Source organism: Streptomyces sp. NPDC006655, assembly GCF_040703965.1.
In the GTDB taxonomy this organism is placed as follows: Bacteria; Actinomycetota; Actinomycetes; order Streptomycetales; family Streptomycetaceae; genus Streptomyces.
Window position 1 is genome coordinate 139,944 of sequence record NZ_JBEYJU010000004.1, and the last position, 21,396, is coordinate 161,339.

General features: G+C 72.9%; 17 protein-coding genes. 4 read left to right on the forward strand and 13 right to left on the reverse strand.

Going from position 1 to position 21,396, the window contains the following annotated elements:
* Positions 1-130: 130 nt before the first annotated feature.
* Both AB0958_RS03715 and AB0958_RS03720 read right to left on the reverse strand, forming a co-directional pair.
* Positions 131-1,879 (reverse strand): hypothetical protein, encoded by a 1,749-nt coding sequence (locus AB0958_RS03715; RefSeq protein ID WP_366888656.1) that lies wholly within the window; start codon positions 1,877-1,879, stop codon positions 131-133.
* A 91-nt stretch (positions 1,880-1,970) separates the two neighbouring features.
* On the reverse strand, positions 1,971-2,489 hold the full coding sequence (locus AB0958_RS03720) for an HAD domain-containing protein (RefSeq protein WP_366888657.1): 519 nt from the start codon (positions 2,487-2,489) through the stop codon (positions 1,971-1,973).
* Between the two features lie 229 nt (positions 2,490-2,718).
* On the opposite strand from AB0958_RS03720, the gene ettA reads away from it, so the two are divergent.
* The 3 genes from ettA to AB0958_RS03735 are packed head-to-tail and all read left to right on the forward strand — an operon-like array spanning position 2,719 to position 5,477.
* Positions 2,719-4,383, forward strand: coding sequence for an energy-dependent translational throttle protein EttA (gene ettA / locus AB0958_RS03725; protein WP_366888658.1), 1,665 nt, complete (start codon positions 2,719-2,721; stop codon positions 4,381-4,383).
* A 6-nt stretch (positions 4,384-4,389) separates the two neighbouring features.
* Positions 4,390-4,803, forward strand: a complete 414-nt coding sequence (locus tag AB0958_RS03730; protein WP_366888659.1) for a thioesterase family protein — start codon at positions 4,390-4,392, stop codon at positions 4,801-4,803.
* Positions 4,800-5,477 (forward strand): hypothetical protein, encoded by a 678-nt coding sequence (locus tag AB0958_RS03735; protein ID WP_366888660.1) that lies wholly within the window; start codon positions 4,800-4,802, stop codon positions 5,475-5,477. The genes AB0958_RS03730 and AB0958_RS03735 overlap by 4 nt, the downstream gene beginning before the upstream one ends.
* Positions 5,478-5,549: 72 nt before the next feature.
* On the opposite strand, the gene AB0958_RS03740 is transcribed toward AB0958_RS03735, so the two are convergent.
* On the reverse strand, positions 5,550-5,954 hold the full coding sequence (locus AB0958_RS03740; RefSeq protein ID WP_132886874.1) for a globin: 405 nt from the start codon (positions 5,952-5,954) through the stop codon (positions 5,550-5,552).
* 78 nt (positions 5,955-6,032) lie between these two features.
* On the opposite strand from AB0958_RS03740, the gene AB0958_RS03745 reads away from it, so the two are divergent.
* Entirely contained in the window at positions 6,033-7,010 is a 978-nt protein-coding gene (locus AB0958_RS03745) for a methyltransferase domain-containing protein (RefSeq protein ID WP_366888661.1), read from the forward strand.
* Positions 7,011-7,053: 43 nt separating this feature from the next.
* Here the strand turns inward: AB0958_RS03745 and AB0958_RS03750 are convergent, their stop codons facing one another.
* The 10 genes from AB0958_RS03750 to AB0958_RS03795 form a co-directional block, all read right to left on the reverse strand.
* Positions 7,054-8,766, reverse strand: a complete 1,713-nt coding sequence (locus tag AB0958_RS03750; protein ID WP_366888662.1) for an FHA domain-containing protein — start codon at positions 8,764-8,766, stop codon at positions 7,054-7,056.
* A 78-nt stretch (positions 8,767-8,844) separates the two neighbouring features.
* A complete protein-coding gene (locus AB0958_RS03755; RefSeq protein ID WP_366888663.1) occupies positions 8,845-10,185 on the reverse strand; it encodes a VWA domain-containing protein in 1,341 nt (446 codons plus the stop codon).
* A 132-nt stretch (positions 10,186-10,317) separates the two neighbouring features.
* Entirely contained in the window at positions 10,318-11,673 is a 1,356-nt protein-coding gene (locus tag AB0958_RS03760) for a PP2C family serine/threonine-protein phosphatase (RefSeq protein WP_366888664.1), read from the reverse strand.
* A gap of 3 nt (positions 11,674-11,676) precedes the next feature.
* Positions 11,677-14,184 (reverse strand): tetratricopeptide repeat protein, encoded by a 2,508-nt coding sequence (locus AB0958_RS03765; protein ID WP_366888665.1) that lies wholly within the window; start codon positions 14,182-14,184, stop codon positions 11,677-11,679.
* Positions 14,181-15,512 (reverse strand): hypothetical protein, encoded by a 1,332-nt coding sequence (locus tag AB0958_RS03770; RefSeq protein WP_366888666.1) that lies wholly within the window; start codon positions 15,510-15,512, stop codon positions 14,181-14,183. The genes AB0958_RS03765 and AB0958_RS03770 overlap by 4 nt, the downstream gene beginning before the upstream one ends.
* Before the next feature lie 47 nt (positions 15,513-15,559).
* A complete protein-coding gene (locus AB0958_RS03775; protein ID WP_366888706.1) occupies positions 15,560-16,594 on the reverse strand; it encodes a glutamate ABC transporter substrate-binding protein in 1,035 nt (344 codons plus the stop codon).
* A 14-nt stretch (positions 16,595-16,608) separates the two neighbouring features.
* Positions 16,609-18,003 carry a hypothetical protein gene (locus AB0958_RS03780; protein WP_366888667.1) on the reverse strand — a complete coding sequence of 465 codons (1,395 nt, stop codon included), beginning with the start codon at positions 18,001-18,003 and terminating at the stop codon, positions 16,609-16,611.
* Between the two features lie 176 nt (positions 18,004-18,179).
* Positions 18,180-19,151 carry a BadF/BadG/BcrA/BcrD ATPase family protein gene (locus AB0958_RS03785; RefSeq protein ID WP_366888668.1) on the reverse strand — a complete coding sequence of 324 codons (972 nt, stop codon included), beginning with the start codon at positions 19,149-19,151 and terminating at the stop codon, positions 18,180-18,182.
* On the reverse strand, positions 19,142-20,410 hold the full coding sequence (locus tag AB0958_RS03790) for a 6-phospho-beta-glucosidase (RefSeq protein ID WP_366888669.1): 1,269 nt from the start codon (positions 20,408-20,410) through the stop codon (positions 19,142-19,144). The genes AB0958_RS03785 and AB0958_RS03790 overlap by 10 nt, the downstream gene beginning before the upstream one ends.
* A gap of 89 nt (positions 20,411-20,499) precedes the next feature.
* Entirely contained in the window at positions 20,500-21,396 is an 897-nt protein-coding gene (locus AB0958_RS03795) for a carbohydrate ABC transporter permease (protein ID WP_366888670.1), read from the reverse strand.

A 21,396-nucleotide genomic window follows, 5' to 3' on the forward strand; every position in this document is an offset into this window, starting at 1 on the left:
CCCGGCTGGGGCATCGCTGGAGGAGGTGGGCGCGGATGGATCGACGCGTTCAGCAACTCCCCGACCGCCGACGGGACATCCTCGCCGGCCTCCCCGACGTCCGTACGCGTCGCCTCGCCCGCCGCAGCCGTCACTGGGCAGGGATGACGCGATCGGAGAGGCTAGGGGCATGCAACTGCCGCTGACCCATGGCGAGACCACGCTCATCGAGGTCGTCCGCATCACCGACCCCGTCAGGCACCTCAGTTCGGAGGATCTGGCCGGAGACACTGCCGCGATCTGGGAGGGAGACCAGGTCCAGCGGGCCCTGTCCCTGATCGCCGACCTCCCAGAAGGTGAGCTGTACCGCTGCTTCCTCCCGGGCTGGGGGATCCGGGCGCACAGCTCCACCCGTCAACTCTTCGAAATAGCCTTCTGCTTTCGCTGCCACGGCGCCCGTGTCTGGGAACCGGGTCTTCCGGTAGAACAGCAAGGCCACACCTTCGACGCGAACAGCCCTCCCGCGCGCGAACTGCTCGACCGATTCAGCTCCTGCCTGCCGAACTGAGGTGGCTCTCCAGCAGCGCCCCCACGTCCGCCGACGGATGCAGGCGCGGCACGGACTGCCGAGTCGGCGAGCGGGCGCATCCGCGCCCGCCAGCAGACCGACCGCCGCCCGTAGCGCCTCGACGCCGCCGCGCGCGTCGAGCAGCCGGAACGCGCCGACTCGGACGTGCCGCGGGCGCTCGGCGCCGGTGCGTTCCAGTAGCCAGTCGGCGGGCAGTTCCCTCGCCCAGGGCAGCAGGGCGACGGCCGTCTCGCGGACCACACCGGCGGCAGGGTCGTCGAGGAGCGGCCGCAACTGGTCCACGACGACGCAGTCCAGTGCCCGCAGCCCTGCCACCGCCCGTGCGCGCACCTCGCCCACCGGGTGCGCGAGCAGCGGCCGCAGCAGCCCGGCGTCCACGCGGTTCCCGCACTCGGCCAGCCCGATCACCGCACCGGCCGGCAACTCGAGGGCGTCCGGAGCCGCGCACCGCTGCCGGTACCAGGCCACCGGATCACCACCCAGCTGTCGTACGACATACCGGGCGCAGGCACGCACGAGCGCGGACCGGTCGACGAGGAAGGACTCCGCCTGCTCCGACCGGCCCGCCCGCCGCAGCCCGGTGACGCCGGCCGAACGGGTCAGCGGGTTGCGCGCGGACAGCAGCGGAGGCAGCACCTCCTCGTACTCCTCCTCCCGCAGAGCCGCGAGTGCCGCTGTGGCACACAGGTCCTGGACCACGGTGTCCTCGTCCCGCGCGGCCGCGCGGGCCAGCTCAGCGGGACGGAGCAGCCGGCCCTCGACGGCCAGCCGGTACGCGAACCGTCGTACGGTGCGGTCGGGGTCGGTGAAGAGAGCCACGAGCTGCCCGCGGGTCGCCCGGCGCGACAACTGACCGAGCACATCGACGCCGAAGGCACCTCTGCTGCGACGGCCGACGCGGAGGACGAGCGGCGCGAGAGCGAGGGCAGAGTCCACATCCAGGGCCTCACGCAGCAGCTGCCGGGCGCACTCGCGCACCGGCTCGGCCCAATCGGCGCAGCGGATCACGATCAACGGCAGCAGACCGCGGTATCGCGCCGACCGGCGCACCGCCTCCTGGCGGATCCGCCCGTCGCGGTGGCAGAGGGCGAGCGCGAGCCGGGACTCGCCGAGCTGGGACAGGTCGGCGGGCAGGGGAGCCACTCGTTCCCACTCCGGCAGCAACCGCCGTCCGTGCCAGGCCGTCTCACGGGCTCCCGCGTCCAGCGTGAGCCAGTCGCCGGGGTCGGAGACGTCAAGTGTGTCCCCGAGCGGCGCACCTTCCGCGAGCCGCACCGCCGCCGCTGCCCCGTCCTCCACGTCCCCGAGCATCCCCGCCCCCTCCAGCAGCCGTACCGGGCGATCGTAGGGTGCAGCGATGTCGCAGGGCGCGCGAAATACGCCCCGACCCCGCCGCGCCCCGTCAGCCGGCCCCCACGGCGTCGAGCCAAGCGGCGAGCGCTGAGAAGTCGGCGTCCACGAGCCCCTTGGTCGGGTCGACGCGATGAAGGAGTGATGCCCCGGGGTGTTGCGCGGCGACCCAGACACGGTCGGTGGCGCCGATCTCGTCGTCGACCCAGATGAACGGCCGGCCGTCGGACCACTCGACCAGCGGACGGGTCTTCCAGTGCAGCCCGCGGGGGACGTCGTCGGCGCCGGAGTCCGGCCACTCCACCACGGGGAGCGTCGGTAGCCCGAGGCGTGGTGCCACCGCCTCGTTCGCATCCTCCAGCCATGTCGTGGCCCACACGAGAGGGCAGCCCAGGGTCAGGAGGCGCGGTCCGACGCCGGGATCCAGTCGGTCGAGCAGCGGGTTCCCGTGATCGAACGACGTCGGGGAGTCGGGAACAGCGGCTCGCAGCCGCCCCTCCGACGAACCGAACGGGATCAGCGGACCGTCGACGTCGAGGAAGAGGATGGGGCGGTCCACCGTGCTGGTCACAGCGTCACGATAGCCGCGGAAGGAAGGGGAAGACGCTGCGTAGCGGGCCGTTCCTCAACCGCTCCCGTACCGTCGCCGGGCCGTCCCTGGGCCCGCCGAGGCCTCCCGCCACCGGTGAACCCCCAGATCACAGCCCCCCAACCGAACGGGTTAACACCAGAGGCTGGACGTCAGGCAAGATGGGATGTATCTGCCCACTGCCTGATTTCAAGCTGCCGGACGGTTTCTCTTGGCTGAGTTCATTTACACCATGCGCAAGACGCGCAAGGCAATCGGCGACAAGGTGATCCTTGATGACGTCTCGCTGAACTTCCTGCCCGGCGCGAAGATCGGTGTGGTCGGCCCGAACGGTGCCGGCAAGTCCACCATTCTGAAGATCATGGCGGGACTGGACCAGCCGTCCAACGGTGACGCGTACCTCTCCCCGGGCTACACCGTCGGCATCCTCCTCCAGGAGCCGCCCCTCAACGAGGAGAAGACCGTCCTGGAGAACGTCCAGGAGGGTGTCGCCGAGGTCAAGGGCAAGCTCGACCGGTTCAACGAGATCGCCGAGCTGATGGCGACCGACTACTCCGACGCGCTCCTCGACGAGATGGGCAAGCTCCAGGAGGAGCTGGACCACGCCAACGCCTGGGACCTCGACGCCCAGCTCGAGCAGGCCATGGACGCCCTCGGCTGCCCGCCCGGCGACTGGCCCGTCACCAACCTCTCGGGTGGTGAGAAGCGCCGCGTCGCCCTGTGCAAGCTGCTGCTCGAGGCCCCCGACCTGCTGCTCCTCGACGAGCCCACCAACCACCTCGACGCCGAGTCGGTGAACTGGCTGGAGCAGCACCTGGCCAAGTACGACGGCACCATCGTGGCCGTCACCCACGACCGGTACTTCCTGGACAACGTGGCCGGCTGGATCTGCGAGGTCGACCGCGGCCGGCTGCACGGCTACGAGGGCAACTACTCCAAGTACCTGGAGACCAAGCAGGCGCGTCTCAAGGTCGAGGGCCAGAAGGACGCCAAGCGCGCCAAGCGGCTCAAGGAGGAGCTGGAGTGGGTGCGCTCCAACGCCAAGGGACGCCAGGCCAAGTCCAAGGCCCGTCTCGCGCGGTACGAGGAGATGGCCGCCGAGGCCGACAAGATGCGGAAGCTGGACTTCGAGGAGATCCAGATCCCGCCGGGCCCGCGGCTCGGCAGCATCGTCGTCGAGGTCAACAACCTCACCAAGGGCTTCGGCGACAAGGTCCTGATCGACGACCTGAGCTTCACGCTGCCCCGTAACGGGATCGTCGGGGTCATCGGCCCCAACGGTGCCGGCAAGACCACCCTCTTCAAGATGATCCAGGGTCTGGAGACCCCGGACGCCGGCACCATCAAGGTCGGCGAGACCGTCAAGATCTCGTACGTCGACCAGAGCCGCGCCAACATCGACCCGAAGAAGACCCTGTGGGCGGTCGTCTCCGACGAGCTCGACTACATCAACGTGGGCCAGGTCGAGATGCCGAGCCGCGCCTACGTCTCCGCCTTCGGGTTCAAGGGCCCCGACCAGCAGAAGCCGGCCGGCGTGCTCTCCGGCGGTGAGCGCAACCGGCTGAACCTGGCCCTCACCCTGAAGCAGGGCGGCAACCTGCTGCTCCTCGACGAGCCGACCAACGACCTCGACGTCGAGACCCTCGGCAGCCTGGAGAACGCGCTGCTGGAGTTCCCGGGCGCGGCCGTGGTCGTCTCCCACGACCGGTGGTTCCTGGACCGGGTGGCCACCCACATCCTCGCCTACGAGGGCGACTCCAAGTGGTTCTGGTTCGAGGGCAACTTCGAGTCGTACGAGAAGAACAAGATCGAGCGGCTCGGTCCGGACGCCGCGCGTCCGCACCGTGCCACCTACAAGAAGCTGACCCGGGGCTGATCGGTCTTGCGCCACATCTACCGCTGCCCCCTGCGCTGGTCCGACATGGACGCGTACGGCCACGTCAACAACGCGGTCTTCGTCCGCTACCTGGAGGAGGCCCGCATCGACTGGCTGTTCCGGCCGGACAAGGAGTTCAAGCAGGGGTCGGTGGTGGCGCGCCACGAGATCGACTACAAGCGGCAGCTCGTCCACCGGCACCACCCGGTCGACATCGAGCTGTGGGTCACCGAGATCAGGGCCGCGTCCTTCACCGTCACCTACGAGGTGAAGGACGACGACCTGGTCTACGTCCGGGCCGCGACGGTGGTCGTGCCGTTCGACTTCGAGTCCGGACGGCCGCGCCGGCTCACCGCCGAGGAACGTGACTTCCTCGCGGAGTACCGGGACGACGACAAGGAGGAGGCCGTCGCCGCATGACGGATCTCCACCTGGCCGACGACGGGGAGGCGGCGGACCTCGCGGCCTTCCTCTCCCGGCTGCTGCGCTACGACCGTTCCGCCGCCGTCCGTCTCCAGGCGGCCGGCACCGCGCTCGCCGTCTTCGGCCGGCCGCCGTCCTTCGAGGTGCTGGCCGTCCGCGCGGTGCGCCTGGCCAAGCCGTACGAGGACGGTCTCGACGTCACCCTCGACGTGACCGTGTCGGCGGGGGAGCTGTTGGAGTCCGTGGACGAGCAGGCCGGTACGGCCGCCGTGCCCGGGGCCGTGACCGGGCCGCCGTGGGCCGGTGTGCTGCCCCCGCGGGGCGGCTGGCGGCCCGAGCCCGGCCTGCCCGCGCCGCAGGCGCTGCGCGCCACCGTGGCCGCCGCGGTGCGTGAGTTCCGCTCCCGCACGGACGAGTTGGCACCGGACGGCCGTACCCGCGACGCGCTGGACCGGATCGGCCGGGACATCTGGTCCCGGACCGTGGGTGCCACCGGGCTCCCGGTGCGGGCCGTGCACGCGGCCCAGTCGCTGGGCTTCCTGCGGCCCGCCGGACCGGCCGACGAGGCGGTGCTGCTGTCGGCCGGGGCGTGGCTGCGGCTGCGGACGCCGTTCGGGTCGATCGCCGTGCGCCGGGCGGGACTCGGGTCGCTGGGCGTCAGCGTCCGCTGACCCGCCCCGGCCCCCTCGCCCCGGCCCGCTCGGCGTCGGCGTCCGCCGGGGGACCGTTTGACGGAGAGCGGGTCAGTCCGGGGTGTTTATCATCGAGGCGGCCGCGTAGGTGAGGTAGTTCCAGAGCTGTTCCCGGTGCTCCTCGGCGAGCCCCAGCTCGTCCACCGCCACCCGCATGTGCCGCAGCCAGGCGTCGTGCGCCGCCCGGTCCACCGTGAACGGGACGTGCCGCATCCGCAGCCGGGGGTGACCGCGGTTGTCGCTGTACGTCGTGGGGCCGCCCCAGTACTGCATGAGGAACAGGGTGAGCCGCTCCTCGGCCGGACCCAGGTCCTCCTCCGGGTACATCGGCCGCAGCAGCTCGTCCTCGGCGACGCCCTCGTAGAAACGGTGGACCAGCCGGCGGAACGTCTCTTCCCCGCCGACCAGCTCGTAGAAGGTCTTCTCCTGAAGCGTGCCGCGCCGAATCTCTCTCACCCGTACATGGTCTCAGACGGGGTGACCCAGGACTCGAGGCTTAGGACCTGCCGGCCGCCGGGTGCCTAGGCTGGAGACATGGGCCTCTACGACGCGGAGACCGAGGAGCTCGCCGCCGGCGCGCGGGCCGAGCTGGTGCGGGAGATCGACGCCGAGAGGGTCTGGGCGGCGGAACCGGTGTGGCGGGCGGCCTTCGAGGCGGTGCCCCGGCATCTGTTCGTGCCGTACTACTACGTCGCCGGGGTGCGGGGGTACGAGCGCCGGTGGGGCGAGAGTCCCGACCCGGCGGCGCGGGAGCGGTGGGTGCGGGGCGCGTACGAGGACGTTCCGCTGGCCACCCGGCTGCGCGACGGTGAGCTGCTGTCCTCCAGCAGCCAGCCGTCGCTGATGGCGCGGATGCTGGTGGCGCTGCGGGTGGCCGACGGTGACCGGGTGCTGGAGATCGGTGCGGGCACCGGGTACAACGCGGCGCTGCTCGCCCACCGGCTGGGGGACGACCGCCTGGTCACGACCGTGGACGTGGAGCCGGAGATCGTCGAGTCGGCGCGGCGGCACCTGGCGTCGGCGGGGTACCGGCCGGCCGTCGTCACGGGGGACGGGGCGCGGGGGGTGCCGGAGCGGGCGCCGTACGAGCGGATCATCGCGACGTGCGCGCTGCCGGGAGTGCCGCGGGCCTGGGTCGGCCAGTGCGTGCCGGGGGCGCGGATCCTCTCGCCGGTGGCCACCGGGCTGCTGGCGCTGGCCGTGGAGGGCGCGGGGCGTGCCGAGGGGCGGTTCCTGGCGTCGGCGGCGTTCTTCGTGCCGTTGCGGGGGGTGCCGAGGGCGGCCGGGGCGGGGGACGCGGGCGGGGTGCCGGCCTGGGCCCTCGGGGACGAGTCCTTCCAGTTCCTGGCGGAGCTGACCCGGGGGGTGCTCGCGCCGAAGGAGGCCTACGAGGTGTGGGCGGGGCAGGGCAGGCCGGGGCGGGAGCGGTACGGGGTGACGGTGGAGGAGGGCGGGGAGTGGCTGTGGCTGGACGACCGGGAGGGGCCGTTCGTCTGGCCGCTCCCGGTCTGACGCCGATCACGGGGCGCCGCGCTCAGCACCGTCGGACGGTGACTCAGCCCCGTCGGACGGTGATCGTCGTCCAGGCGCCCACGTGCACCCGGTCGCCGTCCTGGAGGGGCACCGGGACGAAGGGCTGGATCGGGTCCTCGCCGCCGTTCACCGTGGTGCCGTTCGTCGAGTTCTGGTCGACGACCGCCCAGCTGCCGTCCGGCTGCTGGACCAGGACCGCGTGCTGGTGCGAGACGCCCGGGTCCTCCGGCGGCACCGACAGGTCGATGTCGGGGGTGTCGCCGGTGGAGTGCCGGCGACGGCCGATGGTGACCTGGTTCCCGGTGAGGGTGCGCTGCTGCTCGGGGGAGTACGCGGGCAGGTTGAGGCCGGCCGCCTCGGGGCCCGAGCGCTGCATCATCGCCATGAAGTACTCGCGGTCCGGGCCGATCGTCGCCGTCCAGGTCGCCGGGGACTGCGGGGCCTGCGGGAATCCGGAGCCCGGGGCCTGGGTGGAACCGGGCTGCGGGTAGCCGTAGCCGCCGGGGCGGCCGCCCGGGGCGCCGGGTCCGCCCGACGGCGGGGAGATCACCCAGTCGTCGTCACCGCCGCCGAAGGACGGGCCGCCGGCCGGGGGCCGGGTGGTCTCCTGCGGGAAGCCGGGCGGGGCCGACTGCTGGAAGGCGCCGGGCGCGCCCGAGGAGGTCGCGCCGGGGCCGCCGGGCGGCGGCGGAACCGGCGGCCGGGACGGGTCGCCGCCGAAGGGGCCGCCCGCGGGGCCGCCGGGGTCGCGGGTGTAGGGGCCGGAGGCCTGACCGGTGCCGGGGGCGCCGCCGAAGCCGGAGGGGCCGCCGCCGGGTTTCTGGCCCGGGCCGCCACCGAACGCCGAAGGCCCGCGCTCGCCGCCGAAGGGCGGGGGGCCGGACTGGCCGCGGTCGCCGCCGAACTGCGGGGGACCGGACTGGCCCCGGTCACCCCCGAAGGGCGGGGGACCGGAGGCACCGCGCTCCTCGCCGAAGGTCGGCGGTCCGGACTGGCCGCGGTCGTTGCCGTAGGGCGGGGGGCCGGACTGGCCGCGGTCGCCGCCGAACTGCGGGGGACCGGACTGGCCCCGGTCACCCCCGAAGGGCGGGGGACCGGAGGCACCGCGCTCCTCGCCGAAGGCCGGTGGACCGGACTGGCCCCGGTCGCCGCCGAACTGCGGGGGGCCGGACTGGCCGCGGTCGCCGCCGAACTGCGGGGGGCCGGACTGGCCCCGGTCGCCGAACGCCGGCGGGCCGCCGCGCTCGCCCGCGAACGGCGTCGGGCCCGAGGGCTCGCTGCCGAAGGACGGGATCGGCTCGGCGGGACGGTTCACCTGCGAGGGGCGCGAGCCCTGGTACTCGTACGAGTCGGTGTTGCCGCCGTACGACGGCGGGGCGGGCGGCCGGAAGGTGGGCGCGCCCTGGCCGGGCCCCGAGGGGCGCGGCGCGGCCGGGGTGTACGAGGTCGCCGTGTTGGTCAGGAAGTTCCAGCGGCACTCCTCGCAGAACGGCGCACCGCCCTCGCGGGGCGTACGGCACTGCGGGCACAGCTCCGCCTCGGAGCCGTTGGGCACGGCCGAGAGGTGGCGGCCGGCGGGGCCGCCGGCCGGGGCGCCGGGCGCGGGCGGCGGGAAGCCGTAGCCGCCGCCGGCGGTCGGCGGGGGCGGCGGGGGTACGGCACCGGCCATGCGGTGACCGCACACCTCGCACCAGTCGTCGGAACCCGACTGGTGTCCGTTCGGGCAGGTCGGCATGTCGGTGCTTCCCTCTCTGTCAGGTTCGTCCTGAGCCTGTCTGGATGTCCTGCGGATACTGCTGGGTCTGCTCTCAGGTCACTTCTTTACACGAACAGTCTTTGTGGACCGGGTCTCGAGAGTCATCTCGTCGGCCTCCGCAACCTTCGCTTTCAGTCGCACAGTACCTGTCGCGGCATCGACCACGTCCACCACCTTCGCAAGCAGTTTCGCAGTATCCGCGTTACCGGAAGCGCTTGCCAACTGAACGGCCCGACCCAGTTTGGCGGTTGCTCCGTCCATATCGCCCGCTTTGCGTAGGTCCAGGCCCTGTTGGATGGCTTGTGCCAGTTCGGCCTGACCGGTGTAGTGGGCGACTTGGGGGTTGATGGAGGTCGAGGCGGCCATGTCGTCCGTCCACACCGCCCTGATCAGGCCCTGTGCGCCCAGGTTCTGGACGCTGCCGTCGGGCTGTGGGACCACCAACGAGACCCGTGCGGCGAGCATTTCCTGGCCGAGGCCGGCCGAGGGGACCTCCACGCAGACGTGGTAGTCACGCGACTCGTCACCCCAGGAGCCGGTCGGGTAGTCCCCGGCGCGCGGCCCGGCCTCGGTGCGCCGGTCCGTCAACTGCTCCACCGTGGGCGCCACTTGCTTGACGAACTTGATGGTCGTGCCGACCGGGGTCCACAGTCTGAGCGCGACGTCGGCGACCTCCTTGCCCATCGCCGTCTCCATCATCTGCGTGAAGTCGGCGGCCAGACCCGTGGGGTCGGCGACGATGTCCGCGGTGCCGAGCAGTGCGGAGGCTATCCCTGTGACTTCTTTCACTTCCCAGTCGGTGCCCACCCCGCGGGCGTCACAGGTGAACCGCCCGGCGCAGGAGTCCAGGGCGGCCTTCAGGTCCTCCGGTGACTCGTGCTCGTTGCGGCCGTCGGTGAGCAGGATGCCGTGCCGGATCGCGACGTCCGCCGAGGACAGCAGCCGGTCGGCCAGGCGCAGCCAGGTGCCGATCGCCGTACCGCCGCCCGCGCTCAGCCTGCGCAGCGCCTGCTTGGCCTGCTCCCGGGTGGTGCGGTCGGCCACCGCGAGCCGCCCGCCGCCCGGGTAGACCTCCTTGGCGACGTGCGTGCCGCCGACCACCGCGAAGTGGGTGCCGTCGCGCAGGGTGTCGATCGCGGCCGCCGTGGCGTCCCGGGCGTTGCGCATCTTGGTGGGCGGGTAGTCCATCGAACCCGAGCAGTCCACCATGATCGCCACTCCGGCCGACGGCCCCTGCCCGGGTGCGTACGAGGCGCCGGCCGAGCTGCCGACGGTGCCGCCGCCGGTCGAGGTGACCGTGACGATCGCGTTGACCTCGCGGCCCCCGTCCGGCAGGTACTCGTTCTGGTACACGTCCACCGAGAACTGCGGCACGTTCGACTTCGAGAAATTGGCCATGACTGCTCCGGTCCCCCTCCACCCACGCGTGATGGGTGCTGACTGTGTGCGGACCGGTCCCCTCCGGCCCGCCCGTGCTTCCCCTGCGCCACCCCGTTCCGCGCGCCCGTGTGCGGCCCTTCCGCGGCGGCCTCAGGCGGATCCTGCCCCTTGCGGCGGCGCCGGGAACGGCAGCAGCGCCACTGTTACGTTGTCGTGGCCCCCGCCGTCCAGGGCGTGGCCGACCAGGACCCGGGCGGCGTGCAGCGGTCGCAGCGCCACGTCCGCGGGGACGATCTCGGACATCTCCTCGGCCGTCTCCGCGTAGTTCCACAGGCCGTCGGTGCACACCACCACCACACCGGGCCGGTCCGGCTTGAAGGACGCGGTGTGCGGCTCCAGTTCGTAGGCGTCCGCGCCGAGCCAGCCGGTGATCGCGTGGGCCCGCTCGTCGGCGTACGCCTGCGCCTCGCTCATCAGGCCCGCCGCCACCATCTGCGCGGCCCAGGAGTCGTCCTCGGTGAGCCGGGCCGGCGGTGAACTGCGGTCCGCCGGCACCCAGTAGGCGCGGCTGTCGCCGACCCAGCCGACGACCAGCAGGCCCGAGGTGACCACCGAGCCGACGATCGTGCACGCGGGCGCGTTCTGGTGCGGGGTGTGCTCACGGGCCGAAGTGGGCTCGTCGGCCAGCGCGTTGACGGCGTGGGACGCGGCGACGATCGCCTCGTGCAGCGCCGCCTGCGGATGGGTGCCCTGCGGCAGCGCGGCGAGCAGGGACTCGCCCGCGGCCCGGGACGCGGCCATGGAGGCCTCGTCGGGGCGGGTCGCCGAAGAGACGCCGTCGCAGACGACCGCGAGCACCGCCGGGGTGCCGTCGGGCAGCGCGGTGCGGCCGACGGCGAACGCGTCCTCGTTGCGGTGGTGGCGCAGTCCGCGGTCGCTGACCGCGGCCACCGGACCCGACTCCTGCTCCATGTGGTCGCGCTCGCGGGGCTGGGCGTGCCCGCAGTTCTCGCAGTAGCCGTCGTCGTCGACGCGACCCGCCCGGCAGGCCACGCACACCTTCGCCGCCCCGGCGGACCCGGCGCTCTCGGCGCTCTCGGTGTTCTCGGCGGCGGAGGCGGCCACCCGTGGGTCCGGCGCCTGGAGCGCGTAGTCCTCGTCCGGCTCCGGCGGCCGGTCGAAGCGCACCCCGGAGGCCGGTGTCACCGGCGAGCCGTGCGGCGGCGAACCGGGCAGCGGCGTGCCGCCCGAGTCGGTGCCGGGCAGATCGGTCGGCAGGTGCGGGGCAGCGGGCGTCGGGGAGCTCTCCGGCTCGGGCGGGGGCCAGTTCACACCGGAGGGTCCCACACCGGAGGCGCCCATGGTGAGGGTCGGGTGGTCCGGCGGCGCGCCGGGCACGGCCGACAGGTCGTACCCGCACGCACCACAGAAGAGATCACCCGATTCGAGCGGCTCCGCGCAGCTCGGGCACTTCGCCGGTGCGGCCTGCTGGGGCATCTGCGACATCAACTACACCCACGTCCGGGGGCGGTAACGGTTGGCCCGTTCCACCAGGTCGATCCTCTCCTCACCGCCGGTCGCCAGTCTGGCCAGCGTGCGGTACGAGCGTTCCAGGCCGAAGCGGAGGCCCCGCTCGTCCAGACCGGTGCCGAGCAGCACCCGGCCGCCGGCCGCGGACTGTACGCCCTGGCCCCCGGAGAGTATCCAGTCCAGCGCGCAGCCGAGCACCTCCGCCGACAACTGCTCACGTCTCGCGGGGTCCAGACCGTACGCGTCCAGCGCCTCGATCTGCCCGGCGGCGGCCGTCAGGTCGTCCAGGAACGGCGTGTCGTCCGGCGCCGCCGTCCGGTGCCGCAGCCGCGCCCGTACGGCCGCCACCCGGGCCGCCGTGTAGTGGATCGAGGCCTCCGGCACCGACTCCAGCGTCGTCACGGCACCCCGCCGGTCCCCGGCCGCCAGTTGCACCCGGGCCAGCCCGAAGGCGGCGCTCACGAAGCTCGGGTCGGTCGCCCACACCAGCCGGTAGTACTCGGCCGCGTTGTCCAGTTGGCCCAGCACCTCCGCGCACAGCCCGAGCGCCAGCTTGGGCGCGCTCTCACCGGGGAACGCGTCGTAGATCGCGTCGAAGGACAGCGCCGCGCCCTCGAAGTCCCCGGTGACCAGGGCGGCCACGCCCCGGTACCAGACCACCCGCCAGTCGTCGGGCCGCTCGTCCTCCAGCTCGCCCAGCGCGGTCAGGGCGGCCTCGGGGCCGTCGCTCTCCAGCCGGGCGCGGATCCCCCGCAGCCGGGTCTCCACGGTCTGCGTGGGCGCGGCGGTCAGCGCCCCGAGCAGCTCGCCCGGCGCCGAGGTCATCATCAGGCCCGCCAGGAAACCCGCGTTGGGGTCGCTCTGGTCGACCAGCGGGACCGGCAGGGCGAGTCCGGCGGCCGGCGTCGCGACGGCCTTCACCAGGGAGGGGGCCGCGCCGTCGGGGGCCGTCCGCGCGCCCGGCGGCTCCAGCGCGAGCGTTCTGGACGTCACCGCCCGGGTGCCCAGCCGGGACACGTCCCCGGCCAGCCTCGGGAACAACTCCGTGTCCGTGACCTTCACCTCGGGTCCGAACAGCGTCGACAGGGCGGGCCTGGCCTGCCCGGTCTGCACCGACACGACCTCCCGCAGCACCCCGGTCAGCTGCTCGGCCATCTCCTGCGCGGAGGCGAACCGGCGTCCCGGGTCCGGGTCGGTGGCCCGCACCAGCAGCCGGTAGAACGACTCGTACCGCCGGAAGACCTCGATGGTGTCCGGGTCGGGCAGCGAGTCCGCGAACACCGTCGTGTAGCCCTGGAAGTCGAAGGTGAGCACGGCCAGCGTACGGCCCACCGTGTACAGGTCGGAGGCGACCGAGGGACCCACCTCGGCGACCTCCGGCGCCTGGTAGCCGACCGTGCCGTAGATCGCCGACTCCTCGTCGTCCATGCGGCGCACCGCGCCCATGTCGATCAGCTTCAGCTGGTCCTCGGTCTGGATGGCGTTGTCGACCTTGAAGTCGCAGTACAGCAGGTTGCGGCTGTGCAGATGACCGAGGGCCTCGAGCGCCTCGATCCCGTAGGCGCACGCCTGCTCCACCGGCAGCGGGTCGCGGCGGCCCTCCGGGGTGCGCCGGGCGTTGGCGATCTCCTTGAGGGACTTGCCGCCGACGTACTCCATGACGATGTAGCCGTCCAGGGAGCCGGTGCGCTTGTCGAGGTGCTCGACGAAGTTGTAGATCCGCACGATGTTCGCGTGCTCGATCTCCGCGAGGAACCGCCGCTCGGAGATCGCGGCGGCCATCGCGTCCTGGTCACCGGTGTCCAGGAGGCCCTTGAGGACCACCCAGCGGTCGGCCACCGCCTTGTCCACGGCGAGGTAGATCCAGCCCAGACCGCCGTGCGCCAGACAGCCCGCGACCTCGTACTGGCCGTGCACCACGTCACCGGCCTTGAGCTTCGGCACGAACGAGTACGGGTTGCCGCACTTGGTGCAGAACCCCTCGGTGCGGCCCGGCCGCTCGCCGCGGGCCCGGCCGACCGGCGCCCCGCAGTCCGAACGCGAGCAGAACCGCTTGCGCTCGGGCACCTCCGGGTTGTCCAGGACCATCCCGCGCGGGTCCGGCCTCGGCACCTGCGGCACCGCCACCAGGCCCGCGCCCAGCCTGCTGCGCCCCGACGCACCGGTCGACGAACCCGAACTGCGCACCGACACCGAACGCCCCGTCGGCCCGCCCGACAGCGACCGCGACAGCCGCCCGGAGACCGAGCGCCGCGACTTCGACGACTGCGACGAGGTCCGCGCACTGCGGCCGGTGGAGCGCGCACTCCCGCTGCCCGCCGAGTCCCGGCCGCCGGCCGTCATCCCGGTGGGGGACGATTCCAGCGTCCCCTTCGCCGAGACGACCGGCGCGAGCCCGCAGGTGTCGCAGTACAGCTCGCCGCCGCCCACGTCCTCGTACGACCCCTCGCAGCCCGGCCGCTGGCACGACTGTCCCGCCTCGCTCATACCTGCTCCCCCCTCCGGTCCTCGGGCCCGCCCTGCCGCGGCATCCGCGGCGCCCCCAGCGCCTCGGCCGCCGCCCGCTGGTACCGCAGCACCGCCTGCTCCGCGACCCGGAGGTCGCAGGGCGCGCTCCACAGCATCCGCCGGGCCGCGTCGTACCGCTCGATCAGGAACGGGTCCTCGGCCAGCCCGTGCCGGGCCACCTTCGCCTTGTACGCGTCCAGCCTGCCGCGCAGCTCCGCGCGCACCGCCAGCGGCGCGGTGACCGCGGTCAACGACTCGCGGGCCCGCAGCAGTTCGTCCTCCGCCTTCTGCTCCAGCGACTCCAGGAGCGGCGACAGCCGGTGCCACTGGGCCTGCCTGCGGTACTCGGCGGCCGTCGCCAGCTGCTCCTGGAGCGCGGTCGGCGGACCGCTGACCACCGGCACCTCGGTCGCCGCGATCTTCGCGAGGACCTCGCCGCGCGCGGTACGCGCCTCGGAGAGGGTGCGGTCCGCGCGGGACAGCACGTCCCGCAGCCTGATCAGCCGCGCCTCGGCGTCCTGCCGTACCGTCAGCACGGCGTCGATCTCCCGCCGCACCTCCTCCAGCGCCCGCGCCTCCCGGTCGTACACCGTGGTGTCCGGACGGCCGCCGCCGGGCGCCGAACTGCCCTGCGCCGGAACCCAGAAGGCCAGCGGGTCGGAGATCACGTCCTCGCGCAGCTTCGTCAGTATGCGGGTGATCCGCTCCAGGTCGTCGCCCGCCGGGTGCTCACCAGGGCGCACCCCGACCGAGTGCGCCAGCTTGCGGGTGCGCTGCAACTCCGCGGCGAGTAAATCGATCCGCGCGGGCAGCGCCGACCACACCGCGTCGGCGGTCACGACCATGTCGAGGGAGGTCGCGTACAGCTCGTTCATCCGGTCGACCAGCGCCGCCAGCGAGAAGCGCTCGCTGAGCCGGCCCGCCGCCGACAGCAGCGTCGGCGCGTTCGCCGTCGCCGTCGCGCTGCCCGCCACCGTCACCGACTCGCCGCGCAGCAGCTCGGTCAGCTCCACCAGGTCCTCACGGCTCGACCAGCGGCGCCGGGACCGGATCTCCCGGGCGTCGCGCAACGCGTCCGAGTAGGCGTCGAAGTACGCCCACAGCAGGCTGATCGACGCCTCGGTGGCCGCCCACCGCTCCCGGGTCGTCCCGGTCAGCTCGGCGCCTTCGAGGAGCCTGCGGCCCGCGTGGTCCTGCAGGGCGAGCAGCGAGGTCTCGATCGCCTCGTGCTCCGCGCCGAGCCGCGCCAGCGCACGGTCCACCTCGTCCCGGTCCATCACCGGCCCGGCGGGGTCCGTGACGCCCATCGATCACCTCTCGCTCGCTCGTCGGGGCATGGCCGCGCGGATGCGGGTCAGCTCTTGCGCAGATACTGCGGCGCGGGCGGTTTCGACGCCGTCGAGTCCGCTCCCAGTGTCGCCGAAAGCCACTTGGTGTACGAGGCCTGCCAGCCGTCGGTCCGGTACTCCACCAGGATCTGGTTGACCCGGCGTACCAGATCGGTCGCCTCCCGGTTCATCGCCACGCCGTAGTACTCGGTGGTGAACGCCGCGCCCTTCAGCTCGACCGTCGGGTCCTGCGCGGCCTGGCTGGCGGCGAGCGCGCCGTCGGTGATCACGGCGTCGACCTCGCCGAGCTGCAACCGCACCAGGCAGTCCAGCTGGTTGGGCACGACGGTGACGGCGACGGAGGAGGGCACCCGGCCGGACTTCCGGTCGGCCGTCACGTCGTCCAGGGCGGTCGAACTGGCCGCCGCGCACACCCGCTTGTCCGCCAGCGTCGCGTTGTACCCGGTGATCGGCGACGACTTCGGGGCCAGCACCTGCTGGCCGGTCCTGAAGTACGGCGCGGAGAACGCGACGTCGTCCAGCCGCGCACAGGTGATGGTCATCGTGCGCACCACCATGTCGACCCGGCCCTGCTGGAGCGCCGGTATCCGCTGACTGGTCGGGATCGCCTTGAACGTCACGTCGTTCGCGTCACCGAGGATGTCCTGGGCGATCCGGTGCACCAGGTCGATGTCGAAGCCCTCAAGGTCACCGCCCGAGTCGTTCGGATTGCGGTAGCCCCACCGGTAGCTGTTCTGGTCGACGCCCACGACCAGCTTCCGGGCCGCGCCCTTGCGGGCCTTGATGGCGTCGATCGTCGGGCCGTCCGCGCCCGACGGCGCCCAGGTCTGGTTCTGCGCCTGCGCGTCCACACAGCTGTCGGCCCGCGCCTGGCGGCCGGTGGCCAGCTTCTGGCCCCCGGTCCCGGCGTCGCCGCCCTCGCCGTGGGACTGGGTGAGCGGCAGCAGCAGCACGAACGCCAGCGCCAGGACACAGGCGAGCGCCATCGCGCCCACCCCGCCCCAGCCGCGCAGGGAGATGCACAACCTCCGCACGAACATCGCCACGCCCCCTCTCACCGGTACTCCGAAAGCCTGCGCCCGATGCCGAACAGCGCGCCCGCCGCGGCCGCGACCCCCAGCATGGCGGCACCGATCGGCAGGCCGGCCATCGCGTCCCGCCCGTCGGTGGCCTGCTGCTGGAACTCACGCTGCTCGTGCTCCAACGCGGTCTTCAGGTTGGCGTCGACACTGTCGAAGCACTCGCCGGTCGCGTCCTTCGGACCGATCACCTTGGCCAGCGCCGCCGCGTAGTCGCCGTTCTCGTCCTCCTGGCGGGCGGCCGCGTGCCGCTCCTTCCACACCTTCATGTTCGCCTCGGCCGACACCACGGGCCTGCCGCCGGCCGAGTCGTCGGCGAGCGCCGCGGCCCGGGTGAGGCCCTTGCCGAGGGTGGCCATGTCCTTGTCGAAGGCGTAGTAGTACGCGTCGTACGTCCGGTCGCCGACCTTGACGGTCTCGGCGCCGCGCGACACCAGGCTCAGGTTCTCGTTCCCCCGCGCCTTCAGGGAGGCGATGCGGGCGTCGTGCAGCACGTTCAGCGAGCGCACGCCGTGGTCGTAGGAGTCGTCCAGGCCGGCGCGGGCGACGCTGTGGCCGACGACCAGCCACAGCAGCGTGCCGACGGTCGCCGCGGAGGCCGCGACCAGGCCGTGGTTGAGCACCCGGTTGGTGCGCCGGTAGTGCCGCAGCTGGGCCCAGCCGAGCGCGGCGAGCGCCAGCAGCCCGAGGGCGATCGCCGCCCAGGGGTACGGCGTCGCGTCCGCGTAGTCCGAGGCGAGCCGCGCGTTCTCCTTCGTGTAGAGGTCCTCCGCCGCCGGGAGCATCTCCTGCTGCATCTTCTCGTTCGCGTAGCGCAGGTAGGCGCCGCCGACCGGGTAGCCCTGCCGGTTGTAGACCCTGGCCCGCTCCACCAGCCCCTTGTACTCCGGCAGCAGCGTGTTCAGCTTCGCGACGGCCGCCTCGGCGGGGGAGCCGGGCTCGGAGTTGGCGGCGGCGGTGACCAGTCCGGCCGCGGCGTTGCGGATGTCCTGCTCGTACGTCCGGCGGGAGCCCGCCGTCTCCTGGCCGCCGGCCAGGAACCCGCTGGACGCCGCGGTGTTGGCGTCCGCCAGCGAACGGTATATGTCGGCGGCGCTCGAACTGAGCGGCTGGCTGCGGTGCAGCACGTCGTCGGCGGCGGCCGCGCGGTCGCTCGTCTGCCAGGCGGTGACGGCGCCGAACGCGACGATCAGGGCGGCGAGTACGGCGCCGATGAGGCGGAGCCGGCCGGGTTCCGTGGTGGCGGCCGCGCGCAGCCGGTCGGCGCCCTCCGCGAACGCGGAGCGGCGCGAGGCGGGCCGGGGGGCCGGAGCGGGCAGGGCGGGGCCCGCTCCTGGCGGCGCCGTACTGCTTGTCGGCGGGTGTGTCACTCGACCTCCCCCATGGTCATCCGTTCGCCGCCCAGTATCGCCGCCCGGACTGACATTCGGCACCGGCGTTCACTGGATCTTGATCGGATCGCAGCGGAACCCCTGCCCAGGAATACGCCGGGGAATTCGGTTCGGTTCCGCGGGGGTGGTGCGGGGGTGTTCGGGGGCGTTTTACCTCACCCTTCGAAGTGGTCCCGGAGTCTGCCCTGCGCGTCCGGTCCCGCGCCCACCGTGTCCAGACCCAGGAGGGCCGCGCCCAGGACCGGGCGGGCCGTCACCACGCTCGGGACCGCCTTGGGGGCGCGCGCGGACAGCAGTTCGCGTACTCCGTCGTCGAGTTGCGGGTGGCCGCCCGTCAGCACCCCGCCGCCCAGCAGCACCGGTGTCTCCTCGTCCAGCAGTTCGAGGCGCGTCAGCGCGACCACCGCCATCGCCACCACCTCCTGCGCCAGCCGGTCCACGACCGCCCGCGCCACCGGGTCGCCCTGCGCCGCCGTCGCGAACAGCACCGGTGTCAGTTCGTGCCGGCGGCCGTACGCGATGTGCTCCAGGTGCAGGGCCTCGATCAGGGCGTACATGGACGCCAGGCCGAAGTGCGCGGGCAGGGTGCGGGCCAGGTCCGTCGGCTCGCCCCGGCCGTCCTCCGCCCGTGCCGCGTGCCACAGCGCCTCCTCGGCCAGGCCCCAACCGCCGCCCCAGTCACCGGAGATCCGCCCTATCGCCGGGAAGCGGGCGGTGCGGCCGTCGGGGCGCATGCCGACGCAGTTGATGCCCGCACCGCACACCACGGCGACGCCACGGGGCTCGGCGACGCCGGCCCGCAGGATCGCGAAGGTGTCGTTGCGGACGGTCACCGAGCCGCCCCAGCCGCGGGCGGCCAGCGCCGCGGCCAACTGCTCCTCCTCCACCGGCAGATCGGCGTTGGCGAGGCAGGCGGAGACATGCGCGGCCGTGGTGACCCCGGCGGCGGCGTACGCCTCGGCGACCGCCGCGGCCACCTCGTCCACGGCCTGCTCCACGCCCACCACCGGCGGCCGGAACCCCCCGGCGCGGGCGGTGGCGAGGACCTCGCCGTCCGGCGCCACCACGGCGACGTCGGTCTTGCTGTTGCCCGCGTCGATGGCGAGGACACTTGCGGTCAGGCCCACGCGAGGTGCTCCCGGTTGTGCGCGATCAGTCGGTCGGTCAGAGCGTCGGCGTACTCGTACTGGCCGACCAGGGGGTGGGCGAGCAAAGCCCGGAAGACACGGTCCCGGCCGCCGCGCAGGGCCGCCTCCAGGGCCAGCTCCTCGTAGGCCGTCACGTTCGCCACCAGCCCGGCGAACAGCGGGTCCACGTCCGGGACCGGCAGCGGCCTCGGGCCGGTCGGCCCCACCGCCGCCTGCACCTCGATCACCGCGTCGTCGGGCAGGAAGGGCAGCGTGCCGCCGTTGTACGTGTTCACCACCTGGTAGGGGTTCCCGGCGCTGCCGAGCAGGGCCGCGGCCAGGTCGACCGCCGCCTCCGAGTAGTAGGCGCCGCCCCGCTCGGCGAGCAGCTCCGGCTTCTCGTCCAGGGCCGGGTCGCCGTACATCTTCAGCAACCGCTCCTCCATGGCGGCGACTTCGGCGGCCCGGGACGGCTTGGTGCGCAGTTCCCGCACCACCTCGTCGTGCGCGTAGTAGTAGCGCAGGTAGTACGAGGGGATGACGCCGCCCAGGCGGTCGAGGAGGCCCGGCGGCAGCTTCAGGTCCGCGGCGATCGTCTCGCCGTGTTCCGCGAGCAGCTTGGGCAGGACGTTGTCGCCCTCGGGGCCGCCGAGGCGGACCGCCGTCTCCCAGGTGAGGTGGTTGAGGCCGAGGTGGTCGAGGTGGATCTCGGACGGCGTGACCCCGAGCAGCTGCGCGAACTTCCGCTGGAAGCCGATCGCCACGTTGCACAGCCCGACCGCCCGGTGCCCGGCCTGGAGCAGGGCGCGGGTCACGATCCCCACCGGGTTGGTGAAGTCGATGATCCAGGCGTTCGGGTTGGCACGGCGGACGCGCTCGGCGATGTCGAGGACGACCGGGACCGTGCGCAGGGCCTTGGCCAGGCCGCCGGCGCCGGTGGTCTCCTGGCCGATGCAGCCGCACTCCAGCGGCCAGGTCTCGTCCTGTTGCCGGGCCGCCTGCCCGCCGACGCGCAGCTGGAGCAGCACCGCGTCGGCGCCCTCGACGCCCGCGTCGAGGTCCGAGGTGGTGACGACGCGGCCGTCGTGTCCCTGCTTGGCGAAGATGCGCCGGGCCAGTCCGCCCACCAGTTCCAGGCGTTCGGCGGCCGGGTCCACCAGAACCAGTTCCTCGATCGGCAGGGTGTCCCGCAGGCGTGCGAAGCCGTCGACGAGTTCGGGGGTGTAGGTCGAGCCTCCGCCGACCACAGTGAGTTTCACCGGGGAATCCTCCGCTTCCGAGTGCCGGCGATCGCATCGATCGGCCGGGGGTCCGGGGGTTGTCCCCCGGGGAGATGCCGCATGCTTGGTCAACCCTTCACTCCGGTGAGCGTGACGCCTTCGACGAACGCCTTCTGGGCGAAGAAGAACACGAGGATCACGGGGGCCATGACCAGCACGGTCGCGGCCATGGTGAGGTTCCAGTCGGTGTGGTGCATGCCCTTGAACGACTCCAGGCCGTAGGAGAGGGTCCAGGCGCCCGGGTTCTCCGAGGCGTAGATCTGGGGGCCGAAGTAGTCGTTCCAGGCGTAGAAGAACTGGAACAGCGCCACGGCGGCGATGCCCGGCTTCGCCATCGGGACCACCACCCTGAGCAGGGTCCTGAGATCCCCGCAGCCGTCCACCTTCGCCGCGTCCAGGTACTCGTTCGGGATCGTCGTCAGGAACTGGCGCAGCAGGAAGATGGAGAACGCGTCACCGAAGGCCATCGGCACGATCAGCGGCCACAGGGTGCCGGACAGGTCCAGCTGTTTCGCCCAGAAGAGGTACATCGGGATGATGACCACCTGGGGCGGCAGCATCATCATCGAGATCACCAGCATCAGGGAGAGGTTGCGGCCCCGGAAACGGAACTTGGCGAGCGCGTACGCCACGGGGAGCGAGGAGACCACGGTCAGGACGGTGCCGAGGCCGGCGTAGACCAGGGTGTTCTTCCACCAGGTCAGAAAACCCGGGGTGGCGAAGACCTTCCGGTAGTTGCCCCACTCCCAGGTGTGCGGGATCAGGTCCCGGCTCAGTGCCTGGCTGTCGCTCATCAGCGAGGTCAGGAACACGAACACGAAGGGCAGCGTGAAGAACAGGGCGGCGGCCACCCCGAGCGAGTGCACCGCCACCCAGTGCAGCAGCGCCTTGCGGCGGGCGGTGCGCGCGGCGGCGGAGACCGGCTCGCGGGACAGGTCTGCGGGGCGTTCCAGCACTTGGGTCAT